Here is a 22144-nt window from a genome sequence, read left to right as displayed (position 1 = left end):
TACGCTTGGCTGGACATGAACCAGCCGCGCGTCTACCTCGACCACGCTGCGACCACGCCGATGCTGCCGGTCGCGGTCGAGGCACTGACCCGCCACCTCGGCGACGTGGGCAACGCCAGCTCGCTGCACGCCTCGGGACGCGGCGCGAGGCGGGTGGTCGAGGAGTCTCGCGAGACCATCGCGGGCGTGATCGGCGCCCGGCCGGGCGACGTCGTCTTCACCTCCGGTGGCACCGAGTCCGACAACCTCGGCGTCAAGGGGGTCTTCTGGGCGCGCCGCGCCGACGACCCGCGGCGCACCCGCATCCTGGCCACCGCCATCGAGCACCACGCCGTGCTCGACCCGCTCCACTGGCTCGCCGAGACCGACGGGGCCGACGTCGAGCTGCTGCCGGTGACGTCCGAGGGTGTCCTCGACGTCGACGCCCTCCGCGAGTCCATCGCCCGGGACCCGGCGTCCGTGGCCCTGGTCTCGGTGATGTGGGCCAACAACGAGGTCGGCTCCATGCAGCCGATCGACGAGGTCGTCGCCGTCGCCGCCGAGCACGGCATCCCCGTGCACACGGACGCCGTCCAGGCGGTGGGCCACGTGCCCCTCGACTTCGGCGCGAGCGGGGTGGACGCGCTCACCTTCACCGGGCACAAGCTCGGCGGGCCCATCGGCGTGGGGGCCCTCGTCGTACGACGTGACCTGGCCGTGAGCCCTCTCGTGCACGGCGGCGGGCAGGAGCGCGACATCCGCAGCGGCACCCTCGACGTGCCGGCCATCGCCAGCCTGGCCGCTGCCGTCGAGGCGTCGGTCAAGCAGCAGCCCGAGCACGCCCTGCGCGTCGCCGCCCTGCGCGACGACCTGGTGCGCCGCGTGATCGAGGTGGTGCCCGACGCGCACCTGCACGGCACCCCTCCCGGGTCGCGCCGGCTGCCCGGCAACGCCCACATCGGCTTCCCCGGCTGCGAGGGCGACTCGCTCCTGATGCTGCTCGACGCCCGGGGCATCGAGTGCTCCACCGGGTCGGCCTGCTCCGCGGGCGTCCCGCAGCCCTCGCACGTCCTGCTCGCCATGGGATGTGACGACGACCAGGCTCGGCACTCGCTCCGCTTCACCCTCGGCCACACGTCCACCTCTGCCGACGTCGACGCCCTCGTCGAGGCGATCGGCCCGGTCGTGGAGCGGGCGCGGGCCGCCCGGGCCCGATGACAGCACCGGCGACCGGTCCGCTGCGGGTCGTCGCCGCGATGTCCGGCGGCGTCGACTCCGCCGTCGCGGCCGCCCGCGCGGTCGAGGCCGGCCACGACGTGACCGGCGTGCACCTGGCCCTGAGCCGCAACCCGGCGTCCTACCGCACGGGCGCACGGGGGTGCTGCACCATCGAGGACAGCAACGACGCGCGCCGCGCCGCGGACGTGATCGGCATCCCGTTCTACGTCTGGGACCTCTCCGACCGCTTCCACGAGGACGTCGTGGAGGACTTCATGGACGAGTACGCCGCCGGCCGCACGCCCAACCCCTGCCTGCGCTGCAACGAGAAGATCAAGTTCGCCGCCGTGCTCGACCGGGCGCTGGCGCTGGGATTCGACGCCGTCGCCACCGGTCACTACGCCCAGCTGCGCACCGGTGCCGACGGCCTGATCGAGATGCACCGCGGCGCCGACCACGCCAAGGACCAGTCCTACGTCCTCGGCGTGCTCGACCAGCAGCAGCTGCGGCACTCCCTCTTCCCGCTCGGCGACACCGACAAGCCGGCCGTGCGCCGCGAGGCCGAGGCGCGCGGGTTGCTGGTGGCCGACAAGCCCGACTCCCACGACATCTGCTTCGTCGCCGACGGTGACAACGCCGGCTGGCTGCGCGAGAAGCTCGGCGACCGCGCGCCCAACCACGGCGGCGCCATCGTCGATGCGACGACGGGGGAGACGGTCGGCACCCACACCGGCACCTACGGGTTCACGATCGGCCAGCGCCGCGGCCTGCGGCTCGGCGTGCCCGCGGTCGACGGCAAGCCGCGGTTCGTCCTCGACATCGAGCCGGTCAGCGGCACCGTCACCGTCGGGCCGCGCGAGCGGCTCGCCGTCGACCACGTCTCCGGCACCCGGCCCCGCTGGTGCGGCACGGTGCCCGAGCGCGTGGACGGCACCGTGCAGCTGCGCGCCCACGGCGCCGAGCACCGTGCGGTCGTCACGGTGGCGGGCGACCGGGTGGACATCGACCTGATCGACCCGGCCGAGGGCATCGCCCCCGGCCAGGCCGCGGTGATCTACGACGGCACCCGCGTCGTCGGCTCGGCGACGATCGCCGCGACGCGGCCCGCGGGAGTGGCCCGATGAGCGATCTCGCCGCGCGCGCCGGGCGGGTGCTCGGTCCGCGCCACACGACGTACGTCGTCGCGCTGGTGCGCCCGGGCAGCGTGGAGGTGGGCGCCGTCGGCGCCGACGACCACGCCGACGTCGAGCTCGGCTCGGTGAGCAAGGGCGTCACCGGCTTCCTCTGGCGCGATGCGATCGCACGGGGCGAGCTCGCGCAGGACGCGCTGCTCGGCGACCACCTCGACGTCCCGCCCCGGCTGGCGCGGATCCCGCTCACGGCCCTCGCCACGCACAGCTCGGGGCTGCCGCGGGTCGTCGGGCCCGACATGGCGCGCCGCACCTGGGACCTCTGGCGTCACGGTCGCAACCCCTACCGCGAGGACCTCGACGACCTGCTGGCCCTGCTCGGCTCCGTGAAGGTGCGCCGCTCGTCGCGGCCCTCCTACTCCAACCTCGGCTTCGAGCTGCTCGGCCACGCGGTCGCGGCTGCGGCGGGACGGCCCTACGCCGACCTGGTCGCGGAGCGGCTCGCCGGGCCGCTCGGGCTCACCGACACCTACGTGCCCACCGCGACCGAGCACCTGCGAGCCGGGGCCGTCGTACCGCGCGGCCGGAGCGGCCGCGAGACCGAGCCGTGGGCCAACGAGTCCCTCGCGCCCGCCGGGGGTGTGCGGTCGTCCGCCACGGACCTCGCGCTGCTCCTGCGGGCGATGCTCGACCGGACCGTGGTCGGCGCGGACGCGATGGACCCGGTCGCCCCCCTCGCCGGCAGGATGCGCATCGGCGCCGGCTGGCTGACCGGACCGCTGCTGGGCAGCACGGTGACGTGGCACAACGGCGGGACGGGCGGCTTCCGGTCGTTCGTCGGCGTCGACCGCGAGAGCGGCACCGGGGTGGCCCTGGTGAGCGCCTCGACCCGCTCCGTCGACGGCGCCGCCGCACGGCTGCTGGCCGAGGCAGGCGACTCGTGACGCGCGCGACCGGGGTGGGCTCGATGCCGGGCACCACCGACGCCGACCACGCCGAGGCGACCCGTCTCGTGCTGGGCGAGCTGTCCGACCTCGCGCACGTGCCCGAGGTGCCGGGTCGGGGCGTCACGGCCGGGATGATCGGGCGCGGGCTCGCGGTCGTCGACGGGCTGGGCGCCGACCTCCAGCCGGCCGGCTGGCGGCTCACCGACGCGGACGGCGTCGACCACCGGCGGGCGCGGTCGCTCCTCGCCCAGGACCTCGACACCGTCGAGGAGCAGGCACAGGACTACGCAGGCGCCTTCAAGACCCAGGTCGTCGGCCCGTGGACGCTCGCCGCCACGGTCGAGAAGCCCCGCGGCGACAAGGTGCTCAGCGACCACGGCGCCCGGCGCGACCTCGCCCAGGCGCTCGCCGAGGGCGTGCGCGCCCACCTGGCCGACCTCCAGCGACGCATCCGTGGGGTCGAGCGCTGGATCGTGCAGGTCGACGAGCCCTCCCTCGCCGCCGTCGTGGGCGGCCGGGTGCCGACCGCCAGCGGCTTCGGCCGACACCGCACGGTCGACCTGCCCGAGGCCTCGGCCCACCTCGAGTGGCTGGTCGCGGCGGTGGAGGAGGCCGGGGGAGAGGCGTGGGTGCACTCGTGCGCCGCGCAGACGCCGTGGTCGCTCGTGGCGGGCACCGGGGCGCGGGGGCTGTCGGCCGACCTCGACACGCTCGGCCCGGCCGACCTCGACACGTTCGCGGAGGCGCTGGAGTCGGGCCGCACCGCCGCGCTGGGCGTGGTGCCGTCCACCGACCCCACGGGTGAGGCCTCGGAGGTGCGCACCACCGAGCGGGTGCAGCGCTGGCTCGAGATGCTGGGCCTCGACCCGGACGCCGTCGGCGAGCACCTGGTGGTCACGCCGGCGTGCGGCCTCGCCGGCGCCACCCCGGAGTGGGCCGGCAGGGCCGTACGCCTCTCGGCCGCGGTGGCCCGCAACCTCTGACGCCGCCGATCAGTGCGCGCCGACGCCCTCGGGAGCCGCCTCGGTGGCGAGCTCCTCGTGCTTGACGTCGAGGAACAGCCACACGATCGCCGAGGCGGCGAGCATCATCAGCGAGCCCACGAAGAACGCCATCGTGGCGCCCTCGGTGAACGAGCCGAGCGAGGCCAGCTGGCCGAGCGCCGACTCGTCGAGCCGGGGCGACGCGGCGGCGATGGCCGGCGCGATGTCGTCGGCGCGCGACTGGGCGAAGTGGAGCGAGACGGTGCTGAGCGTCGCCAGGCCGAGCGCGCCGCCCACCTGCTGCATCGTGTTGAGCACCCCGGAGCCGATGCCGGTGTCCTGCGCGCGCAGGTGGTGCACGGCGACCAGGGTGAGCGGCACGAAGTTGAGCCCCATGCCGAACGCCATCAAGACGATGAAGGGCAGCAGCTCGGTCCAGTAGTTGACGCCGTCGCCCAGCGCGACGCCCTGGCCACCCATGGACTGCGGCAGGGTCGCCAGGATCGAGCCCGGGTCCTCGGGGACCGTGATCCGGCTGAAGCCGTAGAGCGCCGCGGCCGACAACAGGGTGCCGACCCCGGAGAGCAGCCGGGGGTCGACGTGGCTGATCAGTCTCGAGGCGGCGGTGGCCGAGATGATCATCGCGACCGAGAACGGCAGGAACGCCACGCCGGTGTGGAGCGGGGAGTAGCCCACCACGAGCTGGATGAAGAGCGAGAGGAAGAAGAACATCGCGAACATCGCGGCCGGCACGATCATCATCACGGCGAACGCGGCGGCGCGGTTCTTGCTGCGGAAGATGCGGAACGGCATCAGCGGGTGCTGGACGCGGGACTCCACGAGCAGGAAGGCGCCCAGCAGCGCGACGCCCACGGCGAGGCTCGCGACGGTCGTCGTGTCGCTCCACCCGTAGCGCTCGTCGCCGGCCCGGGACAGGCCGTAGACGATGGCGAGGAGCGCTCCGGTGCCGGTGATCGCGCCGGGCACGTCGAGCCACCCGGTGTGGCGCTCGGACTCGTCGAAGAACCGGGGCGCGAGCAGGGCCGCGGTCAGCCCGATGGGCACGACGATGAGGAACGTGTAGCGCCACCCCTCGAGGCCCAGGATCGGGTCGAGACCGGTCAGCCAGCCGCCGAGGATCAGGCCCACGGCGGCGCCGATGCCCGCCATGGCGGCGTAGACCGCGAAGGCGCGGTTGCGCTCACGACCCGCCGGGAACGTCGTCGTGATCAGCGCCAGCGCGGCGGGGGAGGCCATCGCGGCGCCGAGGCCCTGCAGGCCACGTGCGCTGAGCAGCATGACCTCGTTCTGCGCGAAGCCGCCCACCAGCGAGGCGACGGCGAACACGAGGACGCCGGCGATGAAGACCAGCCGTCGGCCGTAGAGGTCGGCGAGCCGGCCGCCGAGCAGCAGGAAGCCGCCGAAGGTCAGGGCGTAGCCCGTGACGATCCACTGGAGGTTGGCCTGGTCGATCGACAGGTCGGTGCCGATGTAGGGCAGGGCGATGTTGGCGATGGTGCTGTCGAGCACCACCATCAGCTGCGCGAGGGAGATGAGCACGAGGGCCCACCGCAGTCGGTGCTGCTGCTCGGGGGTCACCTCGTCGGCGACCAGGGTGCTGTCGGTCATGGGACGTCCTTCGAACGGTCGTGCAGTCGAGTGGAGCAGGAGGGTCCGACAGCGGCGCCGGACGTGGTGTGGGCGTGGCCCGAGGACGGGCTAGGCCGTGGGCGCTGGTCCGCAGAGGGCCGCGGGGAGGATGACCTCGTCGAGCACCCGCCCGACGAGCTCGGGAGTGACGGCCTCGCCGAGGAGGAACGCCCGGTGCAGGACGATGCCGGCGAGCGAGGGCGCGAGGATGGTGAGGTCGGTGTCGGGGTGGACCTCGCCGCGCTCGCGCGCCCGCTCGTAGATCACCCGCGAGATGGCGATCTTGGGTCCGATGAGGTCGCGACGGTAGATCTCGGCGAACTCGGGGTCGCGACCCATCGCGGTGACCACGGCCGTCAGCACGGTCTGCGCCAGCGGGTCGTTGAGCCCGCCGGCACCGCAGTAGGCGGCCATCAGGTCGCCGCGCAGGGTGCCGGTGTCGGGGACGACGTTCTGGCCCTTGTGCGCCATGATCGCCGCCACGACGAGCTCGGGCTTGCCCTTCCAGCGGCGGTAGAGCGTGGCCTTGGACGCCTTGGCGCGGCTCGCGACGGCATCCATGGTCAGCAGGTCGTAGCCGACCTCGTCGAGCACCTCCAGCGTCGCCTCGAGGATCTCGAGCTCGCGCTGGCCCTTCACGCGCGGGCGGATGCAGGCCGCGGTCGGGATCACTGCACACCTCCCTGCGTCGAAGTGAAACGGTACGGTTTCGTTTCACCGAGCCTAGGCACGTCCTCCCCGATGGAACAAGTCCGTTTCATCCGGTCCAGACCACCACCGCTGCCGCCGTGCGCCCGGGGCCACGGCCGCCACCCCGCGCGCCCTGTCGGTCCCGACCGGCAGACTGTGCCCATGAGCACGTCGCAGCAGACCGGCCCCGAGGCCGGCGACGCCCCGGCCACCTCCTCCGACGTCACGGTCGCGTCCGCCCCGCCCGAGGCGCGTGAGCGCCACCGCGAGCTCAGCGAGCAGGTCGAGGACGCCCGCTGGCGCTACTTCGTGCTCGACGACCCCACGCTCTCCGACGCCGACTTCGACGTGCGGCTGCGCGAGCTCGAGGAGCTGGAGGAGCGGTTCCCCGAGCTGCGCACCCCCGACTCGCCCACCCAGAAGGTCGGCGGGGCGGTGTCGACCGAGTTCACCGCCGTCGACCACCTCCAGCGGATGGAGAGCCTCGACAACGCCTTCACCTACGAGGAGCTCGAGGGGTGGTACGCCCGCCTCGGGCGCGAGGGGCTCACGCAGCCCGACCTGCTGTGTGAGCTCAAGGTCGACGGCCTGGCCATCAACCTGCTCTACGAGGACGGGCGGCTGGTGCGGGCCCTCACCCGCGGCGACGGGCGCACCGGTGAGGACGTCACGCCCAACGTCAAGACCATCGACTCGGTGCCCCACCGGCTCACCGCCGCCGACGGCTTCCCCGTCCCCGAGCTGCTCGAGGTGCGCGGCGAGGTCTTCCTGCCCGTCGAGGCGTTCGAGCGGCTCAACCTGACGATGACCGAGGCCGGCCGCCCCGCCTTCGCCAACCCGCGCAACGCCGCCGCGGGGTCGCTGCGGCAGAAGGACCCCCGCGTCACGGCCGGCCGGGCCCTCGGGATGGTCTGCCACGGCGTCGGCGAGCGGCGTGGCTTCGAGCCGAAGGCCCAGTCCCACGCCTACGAGGCGCTCGCGGCGTGGGGGCTCCCGACGTCCGACCAGGTGCGCGTGGTGCCGACGCTGACCGACGTGCAGGCCTACATCGAGCACGCCGGCGAGCACCGTCACTCGATCGTCCCCTACGAGATCGACGGGGTCGTGGTCAAGGTCGACGACGTGGCGCAGCAGCGCCGGATGGGCTCCACCTCCCGAGCCCCGCGCTGGGCGATCGCGTTCAAGTACCCGCCCGAGGAGGTCAACGCCCGGCTGCTCGACATCCAGGTGCAGGTCGGGCGCACCGGACGGGTCTCGCCGTTCGGGGTGATGGAGCCGACCAGGGTCGCCGGGTCGACCGTGGAGCGCGCCACGCTGCACAACGCGCACGAGGTGCGGCGCAAGGACGTCCGGCCCGGCGACACCGTCGTGCTGCGCAAGGCCGGCGACGTGATCCCCGAGATCGTCGGCCCCGTGCTCGCGCTGCGGCCCGAGGGCCTGGCCGAGTGGGTCATGCCCACCGAGTGCCCGGCCTGCGGCTCGACCCTCGCGCAGCAGAAGGAGGGCGACAAGGACCTGCGCTGCCCCAACCACGAGAAGTGCCCGGCCCAGGTGCGCGAGCGCGTCTTCCACGTCGCCGGTCGCGGGGCGTTCGACATCGAAGGGCTCGGCTACGAGGCGGCCAGCGCCCTGCTCTCGTCGGGGGCGATCACCAACGAGGGCGACGTGTTCGACCTCGACGCCGACAAGCTCCGCACCACCTCGCTGTTCACCAGGGCGCCCAAGAAGGGCGAGGAGGGCCCGCAGCTCTCCGCCAACGGCCAGCGCCTCCTCGACAACCTCGACAAGGCCCACGCCGCGCCGTTGTGGCGCGTGCTGGTGGCGCTCTCCATCCGCCACGTCGGGCCGACCGCCGCCCGCGCGCTGGCCCAGGAGTTCGGCTCGTGGGAGGCGATCGACGCCGCCAGCGAGGAGGAGCTCTCGGCCACCGAGGGGGTGGGCCCGACGATCGCCGCCGCCGTCGTGGAGTGGCGCGAGGTCCCGTGGCACCGCGACATCGTCGAGAAGTGGTCGCGCCACCTCGCCCTGGCCGACGAGCGCGACGAGTCGGTGCCGCGCACCCTGGAGGGCCTCACCATCGTGGCGACGGGCTCGCTGGAGCACTACACCCGCGACTCGGTCAAGGAGGCGATCATCAGCCGCGGCGGCAAGGCGTCGGGGTCGGTGTCGAAGAAGACCGACTACGTCGTGGTGGGCGACAACGCCGGCTCCAAGGCCGACAAGGCCGAGCAGCTGGGCGTGGCCGTGCTCGACGAGGACCAGTTCACCGTGCTGCTGGAGAAGGGGCCCGAGGGCCTCTCCTGAGCACTTCGTGGCGCCCGCGAGGTTTGGCGAGCCCGCACCGGGGTCAATAACCCTGCACCCACCTACGTCTTGGAGTCAGCATGCGCCTCGCCCGTCACCTCGTCCCCGCCGTCGTCGCGGCGGCCGGTCTCATCGCGCCGCTCGCCGTGGCCCCCCACGCGCACGCCGCGCCGAGCTGCGGCGGCCTGCGGGCCACCATCGTGGGCGACGACAAGGCCAACTCGCTCACCGGCACCCCGCAGCGTGATGTCATCGTGGGCCGCGGCGGCAACGACACCATCCGCGGGCTCGGCGGCAACGACGTGATCTGCGGGGGAGAGGGCGCCGACACGATCATGGGCGGCGACGGCAACGACCGCCTCTACGGCGAGGCCGACCTGGTCCGGACCGACCAGTTCGGGCGCGTGGTGAAGACGGGCGACACCCTCTCCGGCGGAGCCGGCGACGACGCCATCGACCTCGGTCACGACCCGCGCCCGGCCAGCGACGGCACCACCGTGACACCCGACGGCGTGACCTACGTCCACGCACCCGCGCCGGTGGTGGTCGACTTCGGCGCGGCCGCGACCGTCCCGATCACCGCGGACGGCAACGACACCGTGACCGGCGTCGGCGGCGGCGTCCGCCTGATCGGCTCCCCGCACGCCGACACCGTCAAGGGCACCAACTCCGACGACGTCATCCACGGCCGCGGGGGCGACGACACGATCTTCGGCCGGGGCGGCGACGACACGATCCTCGCCGACGCGTCCGACGCCGTGGGCAACGACCGCCTCTACGGCGACGCCGGCGACGACACCCTGAGCGGCACGTCCGGCTCCGACTCCTTCGTCGGCGGCGGCGGCTCCGACGCCCTGACGTCCACCTCCGAGCTGCCCCAGCAGCTCCGTGGCGGCAGCGGCGTCGACACCGTCACCTTCCCGCTCCCCACCGAGTCGGGCTTCTCCGCGCGGGGCAACGGCGGGCAGGACAAGCTGCGGCTGCTGCCGAGCTCCAACCTGGCCGTCAAGCCCACGGTGCGCATCGACCAGCTCAAGAGGACCACCATCCGCGGCCTGATCCCCGCCACCGTCGAGGGCAGGATCAACGGGTTCAGCGACATCGTGCTGCCGGCCCGGACGCTGTCGATCTTCAAGGGCAGCAACGACTCCGAGGTCATCACCGCCGACCCCGACCACCGCGTGAAGATCTACGGCCGCGGCGGCGCCGACGTGATGACCGGCTCCTCGCAGCCCGACCGGCTCGACGGCGGCAAGGGCTTCGACATCGCGCGCGGCCGCGGCGGCAACGACACCTGCAAGGCAGCGGAGAAGCGGTCCAGCTGCTGAGTGACTCGCGCGCCCGTCCTCGCACGCGGAGGCGATCGTCGACACGGTCGGGACGATCCGTCCGCGTGCCCCGACCGGGGGCGGGCGCGCACCGGGGGTGGACCTAGGATTCACTCCATGCCCGAGATTTCCCGGGACGAGGTGGCCCACCTGGCCATGCTCGCCCGCATCGACCTCTCCGACGCCGAGCTCGACCACCTGGCCCCCCAGCTGAGCGTCATCCTCGACTCGGTCGCCTCCATCAACGGGGTCGCGGGTGACGACGTGCCACCCACCTCGCACGCGCTCCCGCTGACCAACGTCTTCCGCGACGACGTGGTGGTGCCCGGCCTGACCGCGGAGGAGGCGCTGTCCGGCGCCCCCGCGGTCGAGGGCCACCGCTTCTCCGTCCCGCGCATCCTGGGCGAGGAGGCCTGATGAACGACGTCACCCGCAGCACCGCTGCCGCCCTCGCCGAGGGCCTCGCCGCCGGCGAGGTCACCTCGGTCGAGCTCACCGAGGCCCACCTCGACCGCATCGAGGCCGTCGACGGGGCCGTGCACGCCTTCCTGCACGTGGACCGCGACGGGGCCCTCGCCGAGGCCGCCGAGTCCGACGCCCGTCGCGCCCGCGGCGAGGCGCGTGGCCCGCTCGACGGCGTACCGATCGCCGTCAAGGACGTGCTGACCGCCCGCGGCCTGCCCACCACCTGTGGCTCGAAGATCCTCGAGGGCTGGGTGCCGCCCTACGACGCCACGGTCGTGGCCCGCCTGCGCGAGGCCGGCCTGCCGATCCTGGGCAAGACCAACATGGACGAGTTCGCGATGGGCTCCTCGACCGAGCACTCGGCCTACGGACCCACCCGCAACCCGTGGGACCTCGACCGGATCCCGGGCGGGTCCGGCGGCGGCTCGGCCGCCGCGGTCGCGGCGTTCGAGGCGCCCCTCGCCATCGGCACCGACACCGGCGGCTCGATCCGCCAGCCCGGCGCCGTCACCGGCACCGTCGGCGTGAAGCCGACCTACGGCGGGGTGTCGCGCTACGGCCTCGTCGCGCTGGCCAACAGCCTCGACCAGGCCGGGCCGGTCACCCGCACGGTGCTCGACGCGGCGATGCTCCACGACGTGATCGGTGGTCACGACCCGCGCGACTCCACCTCGATCCAGCAGGACTGGCCCTCGTTCACCGAGGCCGCGCGGGCCGGTGCCGCCGGCGACATGAGCGGCGTCAAGGTCGGCGTGATCACCGAGCTGGCCGGCGACGGCTGGCAGCCGGGCGTGATGGCGCGCTTCCAGGAGTCGGTCGACCTGCTGGTCGAGGCCGGCGCCGAGGTCGTGGAGGTGTCGTGCCCGTCCTTCGTGCACGCCCTCGCCGCCTACTACCTCATCCTCCCCGCCGAGGCCTCGAGCAACCTCGCGAAGTTCGACGCGATGCGCTACGGCCTCCGGGTGACCCCCGAGGCTGCCCCCAACGGAACACCGCCGAGCGCCGAGGAGGTGATGCGCGCGACCCGCGACGCCGGCTTCGGCGACGAGGTCAAGCGCCGCATCATCCTCGGCACCTACGCCCTGTCCAGCGGCTACTACGACGCCTACTACGGGCAGGCGCAGAAGATCCGCACGCTCATCAGCCGCGACTTCGACGCGGCGTTCGGCGAGGTCGACGTGCTGGTGTCGCCGACCGCCCCGACGACCGCGTTCCGGCTGGGCGAGAAGCTCGACGACCCGATGGCGATGTACCTCAACGACCTCGCCACCATCCCCGCCAACCTCGCCGGCGTCCCGGGCATCTCGGTGCCCAACGGCCTCGCCGACGAGGACGGCCTGCCGACCGGGTTCCAGGTGCTCGCCCCCGCCTTGGCCGACGACCGCGTCTACCGCGTCGGTGCCGCCCTGGAGGCCCTGCACGCCGACCAGTGGGGCGGCCCGCTGCTCGACAAGGCTCCGGCGCTGGCCGGCGCCCCGACCGCCGAGGTGAACTGACGTGACCGAGACCCTGATGCCCTTCGACGACGTGCTGGCGGCCTACGACCCCGCCCTCGGCCTCGAGGTCCACGTGGAGCTCAACACGGCCTCCAAGATGTTCTGCGGCTGCCCGGCCGTCTTCGGCGGCGAGCCCAACGCGGGTGTCTGCCCGACCTGCCTCGGCCTGCCCGGGGCGATGCCCGTGGTCAACCGCAAGGCCGTCGAGTCCGCGATCCGCATCGGCCTCGCGCTCAACTGCGACATCGCCGAGTGGTGCCGCTTCGCCCGGAAGAACTACTTCTACCCGGACATGCCGAAGAACTTCCAGACCTCGCAGTACGACGAGCCGATCTGCTTCGACGGCTGGATGGACGTCACGGTGCCGGTCGAGGGGGGCGACGACGAGACCTTCCGCGTCGAGATCGAGCGCGCCCACATGGAGGAGGACACCGGGAAGTCGCTGCACGTCGGCGGCTCGACCGGGCGGATCCACGGCGCCGACTACTCGCTGGTCGACTACAACCGCGCGGGGATCCCGCTCATCGAGATCGTCACCCGCCCGATCATGGGCGCCGGGGCCAGGGCGCCCGAGGTGGCCCGGGCCTACGTCGCCCAGCTGCGCGAGCTGATCGTCGCGCTCGGCGTGTCCGAGGCCCGGATGGACCAGGGCAACCTGCGCGCCGACGTCAACCTGTCGCTCGCGCCCAAGGGCAGCGGCACGCTCGGCACCCGCACCGAGACCAAGAACGTCAACTCGTTCCGCTCCGTCGAGCGAGCCGTGCGCTTCGAGATGCAGCGGCACGCCGCGATCCTCAGCAGCGGAGGGACGATCCTGCAGGAGACCCGCCACTGGCACGAGGACACCGGCATCACCACGAGCGGCCGCGAGAAGTCCGACGCGGAGGACTACCGCTACTTCCCCGAGCCCGACCTGGTGCCCGTGGCCCCGAGCCGCGAGTGGGTCGACGAGCTGCGCGGGACGCTGCCGGAGAACCCCACGGTGCGCCGGGCGCGACTGCAGGCCGAGTGGGGCTTCAGCGACCTCGAGATGCGCGACACCGTCGGTGCCGGCGCGCTGGGGCTCGTGGAGCAGACCATCGCCGAGGGCGCCGCCCCCCAGGCCGCCCGCAAGTGGTGGCTCGGTGAGCTGGCCCGCCGCAGCAACGAGGACGGCGTCGACCTCGTCGACCTGCCCATCACCCCCGCCGACGTGGCGCGCATCCAGGCGCTCGTCGACGAGAAGGTCGTCAACGACAAGCTCGCGCGCCAGGTCTTCGAGGGCGTCCTCGCGGGCGAGGGCACGCCCGACGAGGTCGTGGAGAAGCGCGGCCTGGCCGTGGTCTCCGACGACGGCGCGCTCGGCGCGGCGGTGGACAACGCGATCGCCGCCAACCCCGACGTGGCCGACAAGATCCGCGACGGCAAGGTCGCCGCGGCAGGTGCCCTCATCGGCGCGGTGATGAAGGAGATGCGCGGGCAGGCGGACGCCGGACGGGTCCGCGAGCTGATCCTGGAGAAGCTCACCTGAGGGCGACTTTCGGCGGATTCGGTGTTGACCGCCAGGTCTAGACAACTTGTTAGGGTGATGGCGAGTCACATTGGTCACATCACCAACCAACGCTCGCAGCACCGGGGGAGTGGTCGGCCGCGGCCTGCGGCCGTGACGACCTCTGCGAGCGGGAAGGAAGTCATGCACCATCGCATTCGACCCGTCCGCACGGCTCTGGTCGCCCTGTCGACCGCAGCCCTGGGGGTCGGCGTACTCGCCGCTCCGCCCGCGTCGGCGGAGCCCACGCCTGCCCTGCGCGCCGCCAAGGCCGCAGTCAACACCGACAGCACCCCGTCCACGATCGCCGCCCAATGGCTCGCCGGAGAGCTCAGCAACGGGCTGATCGTCGGCCAGTCCGGCCCGGACCTCGGCCTCACCGTCGACACGGGCCTCGGCCTCTCGACCGTCGCCAACCAGGGCGGCACCATCACGGCGATCAACAACTCCCTCGAGCCGCGCATCGCCGACTACGTCGGCGACGGCACCACGGAGTCCTACGCCGGTCCGCTCGCCAAGGCCGCCGTGTTCGCCTGGACCGCCAAGCAGAACCCGACCAGCTACGGCGGGGTCAACCTGATCGCCCGCCTCCAGGAGCGCACCGCCGACGTGCCGGCGGACCCCGCCGCCCAGCCGCAGGCCGCCGCCATCGCCGGCCGGATCTTCGACAAGTCGGCGTCCGGCAACTACGCCAACGTGATCGGCCAGTCCTACGCCGTGCGTGTCCTCACGCTGGCCCAGTCGACCGAGGCCGCCGCGGCGCGTGACTTCCTGCTCAAGCAGCAGTGCTCGTCGGGCTACTTCCGTGTCGCCTTCGCCAACGCCGACGTGCCCAACCAGTCGTGCACCGAGGGCGCGGCCGGCAGCGCGGCCGACCCGGACGCCACCGCCCTCGCGGTGATCAACCTGGTCGAGTCGGGCGACACCAGCCCCGCCGTCGTGGGCGCGCTGGCCAAGGCCGGCACGTGGCTCGCCAAGCGCCAGAGGGGGAGCGGAGCGTTCCGCGCCGCCGCGCCCGTCAGCAAGATCAACACCAACACCACGGCCCTCGGCGGCTACGCCCTCGGCCTGCTGAAGAACCGCGACGCGGCGCTCAAGGCCGCGCTGTGGGTGCGCAAGAACCAGCCGGTCGACAAGTTCAAGTGCCGCACCGCGCTGACCAAGGACACGGGGGCGGTGGCCTACCGCCCGCAGGAGATCGCTCCCGCCGAGACCACCGGCATCCCCGCCACGGCCCGCGACGAGTGGCGTCGGGCCACCGCACAGGCGATCCTCGGTCTCCAGTTCGCCCCGGCGAGCACGGAGAAGCTGCGGATCGTCTCGGTGCGCAAGCAGGCCCGCGCCGGTGACCGCGTCCAGTTCCGGGTCTTCGGCCTCGCTCCCAGCGAGAGCGCCTGCCTGCAGGTCAAGGGCGACTTCCTGCACCTGACGGGCAAGAAGAACGGCGGCAAGATCGTGCGCAAGCTCCTGCTGCCGACCGGCAACCAGCGCCGCGTGGCTCTCGTGAAGACCGCGGACGACGAGGCGCGTACGTCGCTGCGAGTGCGCAACTGACGCACTCCTGAAGGCACCACCAGCTGCACGGCACCACCACCTCGGCCCGGCGTCCCACGACGCCGGGCCGAGGTGCGTCCGGGCAGCGGCGGGGGATACGCTGCACGGGCCGTCCCGTCCGGGTCGGCACCACACACGCCCGAGCTGGGGAAAGCCGGTCCGAAACCGGCGCTGACCCGCAACCGTGGGCACGGGAGCGATCCCGTGCGAGCCGGAACACCTGCCTCGACGCGTCTTGATCACCATCGCTGTCGAGGAATGCAGCGAGGGCGGACCGGCCGTTGCCCCCTCCCTCGTTGTTGCAGCGAGGGAAGGAACCATGAAGTTCTCCGCGTCGGGATCCGCCCTGTCGGGTCTCGCTCTCACCCTGGCCGCTGCCACGTCCGCGCAGCCGCTCCTCGCCCCGTCCGCCCACGCGGCAGGCGCCGCCGGTGCCCCGGCATCCGGGGCCGCGCGCGCGGCCACCGGCTGGCTGGCGACACAGCTCACCGGCGGTGTCATCCACAACGACACCTACGACTTCGACGACCTCGGCCTGACCATGGACATCGGGCTCAGCATGGACGAGGTCGGCGGCGACCAGGCCATGGTGCGCCAGATCCGGTCCTCGCTCGCCGGCCGGGTCGAGGAGTACGCCGCGCCGTCCGCGACCGAGCGCTACGCCGGCTCGCTGGCCAAGTCGATGGTCTTCGCGCAGGTCTCGGGCGCCGACCCGCGCACCTACGGCGGGGTCGACCTCGTCGCCCAGACGGAGGCGCGAGTCGTCGCGAGCGGTCCGAGCGCAGGCCGCCTGCGTGACGAGTCGGCCTACGGCGACTACGCCAACCTCTTCGGCCAGGCGCTGGCCGCACGGGCTCTGTCGGTCGCGGGGTCCGCCAAGGCCGCCGCCACCACCGACTTCCTGCTGCAGCAGCAGTGCGCGTCCGGCTACTTCCGCGTGCTCTTCACGCCCGACGCCACCGCGGCGGACCAGTCATGCGTGGACGGCACCGACCCGGCCGACACCGACGCCACCGCCTTCGCGGTCGTCCAGCTCGCGAAGGTCTCGCCGCGGCCCGCGGCCGTCGACCGGGCGATCACCCGGGCCGTCGAGTGGCTCGCGACCACCCAGCGCGCCGACGGCTCGTTCGGCGGCAGCCCCTTCACCCCAGACCCCAACACCAACAGCACCGGGCTCGCCGCGAGCGCGTTCGCCGTCACGGGCGCCTGCGAGCGGTCCGGACGCGCGGCCGACTGGGTCGCCACGCTCCAGGTCGGCGCCCAGCCGGACGGCTCGCCGCTCGCCGACGAGGAGGGGGCCCTCGCCTACGACCGGGCGGCGCTGGACGGCGCCGCGACGGCCGGCATCGGAGCCGGCCGCGACCAGTGGTGGCGCGCGACCGTGCAGGCCGTCGCCGGTCTCACCCACGCCCGCGGCTCGGCGAAGGCGCTCACCGCGACCTCCACCGGGAGCGAGCCGGGATCGACCGCCACCCTCACCGCGACCGGCGGGGCGCCGGGGGACCGCTTCTGCCTCACCGGGCCCGGCATCGACGGCACCCGCACCGCCGTCGTGGGCTCCGACGGCATCCTGACCGCCCTGGTCGTCCTTCCCGCTGCCGCCGGCGCGGCGACCTACACGCTCACCGGCCGCGACGGCGCCACCACCCACACCGTCCTCGTCGGGGCGGCCGAGTCCGCGCGCGGGTCGGTCGCCGGCGTCCGCCTCGCCGGGCCGGCCGGCTTCCGCAAGGGCGGCAGCAAGGTGGCATTGGAGGTGATCGGCGCGGCTCCGGGCGCCCGCTTCGCCCTCCGTGGTCCCGGGATCTCGGGCGCCACCGTCGTCGTCGGCTCCGACGGCGTGCTGGCCCGCGTGGTGCGGCTGCCGCGCACGACCGGTGCGGCGACGTACGTCCTGACCGGCTCGGACGGCCGGGCCACCGGCCGGGTCCGCGTGCTCGGCAAGCGGACCCTCGCCGTGTCCACGCTCGCCAGCGACGGCCCCCGCACGCGGGTGCTGGTCCGTCGTCTCGCCGCAGGGGAGAAGGTGCGCCTGCGGATCGCCGGCACGACGGTCGCCACGGGTCGCGCCGACGCCAAGGGCAGGTTCCTCGCCCGCGTCGCGCTGCCCGGGGGGCGGGGTAAGGTCCGGATCCGGGCCGTCGGGCAGTTCGCCGCCCTGCGCTCCGGCTCGACGACGGTGGCGTCGCGATGACGGCCCGCGCCGTGCACCGCGTGCTCGTCGCGCTGCTGCTGGTCCTCGCTCCCGCGGTCGCCCTCGGGGCGGCGTCCCCGGCCGGCGCCGCGACCTGCGCCTCCGCGGGCGGGGTGAGCGTGGTCGTCGACTATCGCGAGCTCGGCGGCAGCATGGTCACCGCCTGTGCAGCGGACGGGGGCGGCAAGAGCGCCGCGGCGATCTTCGCCTCGGTCGGGGTCGGCATCACCTACGCCACCCGTCAGCCCGGCTTCGTGTGCCGGATCAACGGCGTCCCCGCGAGCGACCCGTGCGTCAACACCTCCCCGCCCAACGCCTACTGGGGCATGTGGTGGGCCGACGGGTCGAAGGCGGCGTGGACCTACTCCTCCTCCGGCGTCGGCTCGCAGACGGTGCCGGCGGGCGGCTCGGTGGCGTGGTCGTGGCAGCAGGACCGCTCGGCCGGCTCCAACGTCCCGCCGGGCATCGCGCCCCCGGTGACGAAGACCGCGACCCCGTCGCCCTCCCCGTCCCCGTCGTCCCCGACGCCGTCGCCCTCGCAGGGCACCTCCCCGAGCGCCTCGCCCAGCACCGGCGGCTCCGCCGGGTCCGGCGGCGGATCGGGTGGATCCGGCGCCTCGGGCGGCGGCTCGCAGCCCAGCGGCCCCGCCACCAACTCCGGTGGCTCCGGGGGTGGCTCGAGCCCGTCGGCGTCATCGTCCCCGAGCGCGTCCGGCGACCCCTCCGCGCCCGCACTGGACAGTGAGTCTCCAGGAGACTCACGGCGCAGCGAGGGTCCCGACGGTGCCGGCGACGGATCGGGCGAGGGGTCGGACAAGGGGTCGGACAAGGGGTCGGACAAGGACTCCGACACGTTGTCCGACAAGGAGTCGGCCAAGGGGGCGAAGGGGTCCGGGCGCGGTGAGTCTCCCGGAGACTCAACGTCCAGCGCCGACGGCGAGGCCTCCGACGGCCAGGCGCCGGGTGCGTCCTCCGAGGCGGCCACGCCCAGCGCCGACGCGCCCACGCGGGTGCCGGCCGCCCTCACCTGGGGCGTGCTCGGCTTGCTCGGGGTCGCGATCGCGGTCGGTGCAATCGTGACGCGCCGCCGACGGGGGGTCTGACACCTGTGACCGGATCGGCGGCGCTGCCGCGTGACCTGCACCCGCTCGCCTGGTGGACCTGGGCGATCGGGCTGGCCACTGCTGCCTCGCTCACCACCAACCCGCTGCTGCTGCTCCTCGTCATGGGGTCGGCGACGGTGGTCGTGATGGCGCGCCGATCCGGTCATCCCTTCGGTCGATCGTTCCGGCTCTACGTCCTCCTGGCGCTGCTGACCGTGGTGCTGCGCGTCGTCTTCCGCATCGTCTTCGGCGGGCAGGAGGTCGGCCACGTCCTGCTCGACCTGCCGGAGGTGCCGCTGCCCGACTGGGCGGCGGGCGTCCGGCTGCTCGGGCCGGTGACCAGCGAGGCCCTCCTCGCCGGCCTCTACGACGGGCTCCGGCTGGCCACGATCATCCTGTGCGTCGGCGCCGCGAACTCGCTGGCCAACCCCAAGCGCCTGCTCGCGTCGGTGCCGCCCGCGCTCTACGAGATCGGCACCGCCCTCGTCGTCGCGGTGACGATCTTCCCCCAGCTCGCCGACAGCGCCCGCCGCGTCCGCGCCGCGCAGGCGCTCCGCGGCGGCGCGACCTCGGGCGTCGGGCGGCTCCGCCGCTTCCTGGTGCCGGTGCTCGAGGACGCTCTCGAACGCTCCCTTGCCCTGGCCGCCGGGATGGACGCCCGCGGCTACGGCCGCTCGGGCGGCGCGACGGCCCGGGAGCGATGGACGACCGGCTCCCTGCTCCTGTTCGCCCTCACCGGCATCTGCGTCGGCACGTACGCCTGGCTCGACCCCACCGCGCCCCGCGTCCTCGCGCTCCCGATGCTGGCGGCGGGCGCGAGCGTCGCGGTGCTCGGCATGGTCAGCTCCGGGCGCCGCGTGCACCGCACCCGCTACCGCCCCGACCCGTGGCGCGGGCCCGAGCTCGTCACCGCGGGCGTGGGCGTCGCCGTCGCCGTGCTGGCCTGGTACGTGAGCCGCACGGAGGTCGCGGTCGCCTACCCCGGTGTGGACGTCGCGCCCTACCTCTCGCCGCTCGCCTTGGTGCTCGGCGTCCTCGGCACGCTCCCGGCCGTGACCACCCCGGTGCCTGCCACGGCCCCCGTACGACGCGAGGCGGCCGCATGAGCGCGCCACGCACCCCTGGTGCCGGGGTCATCGAGCTGCGCGACGTCGGCTTCCGCTACGACCGGCGCCAGGTGCTGGCCGGCGTCGACCTGAGCCTCGAGGAGGGCGAGCTGGTGCTCGTCTCGGGGCGCACGGGGGTGGGCAAGTCGACGCTCCTGGGCGTCGTCACGGGGCTGGTCCCGCGCTTCACCGGCGGGGTGCTCACCGGGGACGTCCTGCTCGACGGACGCAGCATCGTCGAGCAGCCGCCGCGCGAGCGGGCGCACCTCGTCGGCTACGTCGGGCAGGACCCGCTCGCCGGGTTCGTCGCCGACACCGTCGAGGAGGAGCTCGCCTACGGCATGGAGCAGCTCGGCACCGCTCCCGAGACGATGCGACGCCGCGTGGAGGAGACCCTCGACCTGCTGGGGATCGCCGACCTCCGGGCCCGCGACCTCCGTACGCTCTCCGGTGGCCAGCAGCAGCGGGTCGCGATCGGCGCGGTCCTCACCACCAGCCCGCGGGTGCTGGTCCTCGACGAGCCGACCTCCGCGCTCGACCCGACCGCCGCCGAGGACGTCCTCGCGACGATCACCCGGCTCGTGCACGACCTGGGCCTGACGGTCCTACTGGCCGAGCACCGGCTCGAGCGGGTCGTGCCCTTCGCCGACCGGATCTGCCTGGTGACGGGGGACGGAGGCATCCGCGTCGACGACCCCCAGGTGGTGCTCGCCGACTCGCCGGTCGCACCACCGCTGGTGGAGCTCGGCCGCCTGGCCGGCTGGGAACCCCTCCCGCTCACCGTGCGCGACGCGCGGCGGCGTGCCCGCTCGCTCCCCGAGCTCACCCCCGCCGTGCCAGTGCCGCAGCCCGCCGCCGACCCCCTCCTCGTCGCGCGCGGGGTCACCGTCGTCCACGGCTCCCACGTCGCCGTGCGCGAGGTGGACCTGACGCTGTCCTCGGGCCGGGTCACCGTCCTCATGGGGCGCAACGGGTCGGGCAAGTCCAGTCTGATCTGGGCGCTCCAGGGCTCCGGCAAGCGACGGGCGGGCTCGGTGGACGTCGCGGGCGAGGACCCCGCCACGCTCGCGCCCGCGGCGCGGCGTACCCACGTCGGGCTGGTGCCGCAGACCGCCGCCGACCTGCTCTACCTGGAGACCGTCGCCGAGGAGTGCGCGGCGGCAGACACCGGTGCCGACGCCGGTCCCGGCACCTGCCGCGCGCTCCTCGACCGCCTCGCCCCGGGGATCGACGAGACGATCCACCCCCGTGACCTGTCGGAGGGGCAGCGTCTCGCGCTCGCGCTCGCCGTCGTGCTCGCCGCGCGGCCGCCCGTCGTGCTGCTCGACGAGCCGACCCGCGGCCTCGACTACGCCGGCAAGTCCGAGTTGGCCCGCATCGTCGCGGGCCTCGCCGCCGACGGCCACGCCGTCCTGCTGGCGACGCACGACGTGGAGTTCGCCGCGCACGTCGCCGACAAGGTGGTCGTGATGGCCGAGGGGGAGGTCGTGTCGAGCGGTCCGCCGCGCCGGGTGCTGGCCGAGTCACCGTCGTTCGCCCCGCAGGTCACCAAGGTGCTCGGCCCGCCGTGGCTGGTCGTCGAGGAGGTCGCGGCCGCCCTGGCCGACCGCGCGGCCACGCGCGACGGCATGGGGGAGGGCCCGTGAGCACCGTCGACCGGCCCCGGTCCGACGTCGCGTCCGGGGTCGCCCTGCCCATCGGGCCGCGCACGGCGGCCGTGCTGATCCTGGCCTCCGTCGCGGGGCTGATGATGCTGTGCTGGCCACTGCTGCTGGAGGTGCAGCCCGGGGAGCGGGTCGAGCCGCCGTTCCTCTTCCTCGCGCTGCTCCCGCTCGTGATGGTCGTCGTCCTCGCGGAGATGGGGGAGGGCGGCATGGACGCGCGCGTCCTCGCCGTTCTGGGCGTGCTGTCCGCCATCAACGCCGTGATGCGGGCGCTCGGCGCGGGGACGGGCGGCATCGAGCTGGTGTTCTTCCTGCTGGTGCTGGGTGGACGGGTGTTCGGGCCGGGGTTCGGGTTCGTGCTCGGGTGCACCTCGATCTTCGCTTCGGCGCTGCTGACCGCCGGGGTCGGCCCGTGGCTGCCGTTCCAGATGATCTGCTCGGCCTGGGTCGGCATGGGCGCGGGCCTGCTGCCCCGCCGGGTCGGCGGTCGTGCCGAGATCGCGATGCTGGTGGTCTACGCGGTCGTCGCGTCCTACCTCTTCGGCATGCTGATGAACCTCAGCTTCTGGCCGTTCGCGCTCGGCATCGTCGTCCCCGGCCACGAGGGCTCGCTCGCCTACGTCGCCGGCGCGCCACTGCTCGAGAACGCCCACCGGTTCCTCGTCTACACGCTCCTCACCTCCACCGGCAGCTGGGACACCGGTCGCGCCATCACGACCGGCATCGCGATCGTGGTGCTGGGCCCGGCGATCCTCACCACGCTGCGCCGGGCGGCTCGCCGCGCCGTCGTACGTCCGGGCTGAGC

17 protein-coding genes and 1 riboswitch are annotated in these 22144 nt (G+C 73.9%); of the genes, 15 read left to right on the top strand and 2 right to left on the bottom strand.

Features of this window, described 5'->3' with window-relative positions; genetic code table 11:
* Nucleotides 1-15: 15 nt before the first annotated feature.
* From AC3X7Z_RS01815 to AC3X7Z_RS01800, 4 genes are read left to right on the top strand one after another with little or no spacing between them, the layout of a single operon-like run.
* On the top strand, nucleotides 16-1197 hold the full coding sequence (locus tag AC3X7Z_RS01815) for a cysteine desulfurase family protein (RefSeq protein ID WP_489974812.1): 1182 nt from the start codon (nucleotides 16-18) through the stop codon (nucleotides 1195-1197).
* Nucleotides 1194-2321 (top strand): tRNA 2-thiouridine(34) synthase MnmA, encoded by a 1128-nt coding sequence (mnmA, locus tag AC3X7Z_RS01810; protein WP_489974811.1) that lies wholly within the window; start codon nucleotides 1194-1196, stop codon nucleotides 2319-2321. Before AC3X7Z_RS01815 ends, mnmA begins: the two co-directional genes overlap by 4 nt.
* The gene (locus tag AC3X7Z_RS01805; RefSeq protein WP_489974810.1) at nucleotides 2318-3271 is read left to right on the top strand and encodes a serine hydrolase domain-containing protein; all 954 of its coding nucleotides are present in this window, start codon (nucleotides 2318-2320) and stop codon (nucleotides 3269-3271) included. Before mnmA ends, AC3X7Z_RS01805 begins: the two co-directional genes overlap by 4 nt.
* On the top strand, nucleotides 3268-4257 hold the full coding sequence (locus AC3X7Z_RS01800; protein ID WP_489974809.1) for a uroporphyrinogen decarboxylase/cobalamine-independent methonine synthase family protein: 990 nt from the start codon (nucleotides 3268-3270) through the stop codon (nucleotides 4255-4257). Before AC3X7Z_RS01805 ends, AC3X7Z_RS01800 begins: the two co-directional genes overlap by 4 nt.
* Before the next feature lie 9 nt (nucleotides 4258-4266).
* Here the strand turns inward: AC3X7Z_RS01800 and AC3X7Z_RS01795 are convergent, their stop codons facing one another.
* Both AC3X7Z_RS01795 and AC3X7Z_RS01790 read right to left on the bottom strand, forming a co-directional pair.
* Nucleotides 4267-5886 carry an MFS transporter gene (locus tag AC3X7Z_RS01795; RefSeq protein WP_489974808.1) on the bottom strand — a complete coding sequence of 540 codons (1620 nt, stop codon included), beginning with the start codon at nucleotides 5884-5886 and terminating at the stop codon, nucleotides 4267-4269.
* A 90-nt stretch (nucleotides 5887-5976) separates the two neighbouring features.
* A complete protein-coding gene (locus AC3X7Z_RS01790) occupies nucleotides 5977-6579 on the bottom strand; it encodes a TetR/AcrR family transcriptional regulator (RefSeq protein WP_489974807.1) in 603 nt (200 codons plus the stop codon).
* A gap of 180 nt (nucleotides 6580-6759) precedes the next feature.
* Between AC3X7Z_RS01790 and ligA the strand changes: the two genes are divergently transcribed.
* From ligA to AC3X7Z_RS01735, 11 genes are all read left to right on the top strand, one after another.
* Complete coding sequence (ligA, locus tag AC3X7Z_RS01785; protein ID WP_489974806.1) at nucleotides 6760-8901, top strand: NAD-dependent DNA ligase LigA; 2142 nt, start codon at nucleotides 6760-6762, stop codon at nucleotides 8899-8901.
* Between the two features lie 80 nt (nucleotides 8902-8981).
* Nucleotides 8982-10229: a calcium-binding protein gene (locus AC3X7Z_RS01780; RefSeq protein WP_489974805.1), complete on the top strand. Its 1248-nt coding sequence runs from the start codon at nucleotides 8982-8984 to the stop codon at nucleotides 10227-10229.
* A gap of 117 nt (nucleotides 10230-10346) precedes the next feature.
* Entirely contained in the window at nucleotides 10347-10646 is a 300-nt protein-coding gene (gene gatC, locus AC3X7Z_RS01775; protein ID WP_489974804.1) for an Asp-tRNA(Asn)/Glu-tRNA(Gln) amidotransferase subunit GatC, read from the top strand.
* A complete protein-coding gene (gatA, locus tag AC3X7Z_RS01770) occupies nucleotides 10646-12190 on the top strand; it encodes an Asp-tRNA(Asn)/Glu-tRNA(Gln) amidotransferase subunit GatA (RefSeq protein WP_489974803.1) in 1545 nt (514 codons plus the stop codon). Before gatC ends, gatA begins: the two co-directional genes overlap by 1 nt.
* Nucleotide 12191: 1 nt before the next feature.
* Nucleotides 12192-13700 carry an Asp-tRNA(Asn)/Glu-tRNA(Gln) amidotransferase subunit GatB gene (gene gatB, locus AC3X7Z_RS01765; protein WP_489974802.1) on the top strand — a complete coding sequence of 503 codons (1509 nt, stop codon included), beginning with the start codon at nucleotides 12192-12194 and terminating at the stop codon, nucleotides 13698-13700.
* 162 nt (nucleotides 13701-13862) lie between these two features.
* The gene (locus tag AC3X7Z_RS01760; RefSeq protein ID WP_489974801.1) at nucleotides 13863-15272 is read left to right on the top strand and encodes a prenyltransferase/squalene oxidase repeat-containing protein; all 1410 of its coding nucleotides are present in this window, start codon (nucleotides 13863-13865) and stop codon (nucleotides 15270-15272) included.
* Between the two features lie 103 nt (nucleotides 15273-15375).
* Nucleotides 15376-15514: riboswitch (cobalamin riboswitch) on the top strand.
* A 77-nt stretch (nucleotides 15515-15591) separates the two neighbouring features.
* Nucleotides 15592-17466, top strand: a complete 1875-nt coding sequence (locus AC3X7Z_RS01755) for a prenyltransferase/squalene oxidase repeat-containing protein (RefSeq protein WP_489974800.1) — start codon at nucleotides 15592-15594, stop codon at nucleotides 17464-17466.
* Entirely contained in the window at nucleotides 17463-18569 is a 1107-nt protein-coding gene (locus AC3X7Z_RS01750; RefSeq protein WP_489974799.1) for a hypothetical protein, read from the top strand. Before AC3X7Z_RS01755 ends, AC3X7Z_RS01750 begins: the two co-directional genes overlap by 4 nt.
* Before the next feature lie 5 nt (nucleotides 18570-18574).
* Entirely contained in the window at nucleotides 18575-19675 is a 1101-nt protein-coding gene (locus AC3X7Z_RS01745; RefSeq protein WP_489974798.1) for an energy-coupling factor transporter transmembrane component T, read from the top strand.
* The gene (locus tag AC3X7Z_RS01740) at nucleotides 19672-21321 is read left to right on the top strand and encodes an ABC transporter ATP-binding protein (protein ID WP_489974797.1); all 1650 of its coding nucleotides are present in this window, start codon (nucleotides 19672-19674) and stop codon (nucleotides 21319-21321) included. The genes AC3X7Z_RS01745 and AC3X7Z_RS01740 overlap by 4 nt, the downstream gene beginning before the upstream one ends.
* Nucleotides 21318-22142 carry an ECF transporter S component family protein gene (locus tag AC3X7Z_RS01735; RefSeq protein ID WP_241005150.1) on the top strand — a complete coding sequence of 275 codons (825 nt, stop codon included), beginning with the start codon at nucleotides 21318-21320 and terminating at the stop codon, nucleotides 22140-22142. Before AC3X7Z_RS01740 ends, AC3X7Z_RS01735 begins: the two co-directional genes overlap by 4 nt.
* The last annotated feature ends 2 nt before the right edge of the window (nucleotides 22143-22144 follow it).

It is taken from the genome of Nocardioides sp. Z24_21, assembly GCF_058134345.1.
The sequence above is the reverse complement of the archived record's forward strand: the minus strand, read 5'-3'. Positions and strand labels throughout refer to the sequence as shown.

What these genes read in the sequence shown, in the direction of transcription:
- AC3X7Z_RS01815 (WP_489974812.1), top strand. Translation starts at nt 16, where the DNA reads ATGAACCAGCCGCGCGTCTACCTCGACCACGCTGCGACCACGCCGATG.
- mnmA (WP_489974811.1), top strand. Translation starts at nt 1,194, where the DNA reads ATGACAGCACCGGCGACCGGTCCGCTGCGGGTCGTCGCCGCGATGTCC.
- AC3X7Z_RS01805 (WP_489974810.1), top strand. Translation starts at nt 2,318, where the DNA reads ATGAGCGATCTCGCCGCGCGCGCCGGGCGGGTGCTCGGTCCGCGCCAC.
- AC3X7Z_RS01795 (WP_489974808.1), bottom strand. Translation starts at nt 5,886, where the DNA reads ATGACCGACAGCACCCTGGTCGCCGACGAGGTGACCCCCGAGCAGCAG.
- ligA (WP_489974806.1), top strand. Translation starts at nt 6,760, where the DNA reads ATGAGCACGTCGCAGCAGACCGGCCCCGAGGCCGGCGACGCCCCGGCC.
- AC3X7Z_RS01780 (WP_489974805.1), top strand. Translation starts at nt 8,982, where the DNA reads ATGCGCCTCGCCCGTCACCTCGTCCCCGCCGTCGTCGCGGCGGCCGGT.
- gatC (WP_489974804.1), top strand. Translation starts at nt 10,347, where the DNA reads ATGCCCGAGATTTCCCGGGACGAGGTGGCCCACCTGGCCATGCTCGCC.
- gatA (WP_489974803.1), top strand. Translation starts at nt 10,646, where the DNA reads ATGAACGACGTCACCCGCAGCACCGCTGCCGCCCTCGCCGAGGGCCTC.
- AC3X7Z_RS01760 (WP_489974801.1), top strand. Translation starts at nt 13,863, where the DNA reads ATGCACCATCGCATTCGACCCGTCCGCACGGCTCTGGTCGCCCTGTCG.
- AC3X7Z_RS01755 (WP_489974800.1), top strand. Translation starts at nt 15,592, where the DNA reads ATGAAGTTCTCCGCGTCGGGATCCGCCCTGTCGGGTCTCGCTCTCACC.
- AC3X7Z_RS01750 (WP_489974799.1), top strand. Translation starts at nt 17,463, where the DNA reads ATGACGGCCCGCGCCGTGCACCGCGTGCTCGTCGCGCTGCTGCTGGTC.
- AC3X7Z_RS01740 (WP_489974797.1), top strand. Translation starts at nt 19,672, where the DNA reads ATGAGCGCGCCACGCACCCCTGGTGCCGGGGTCATCGAGCTGCGCGAC.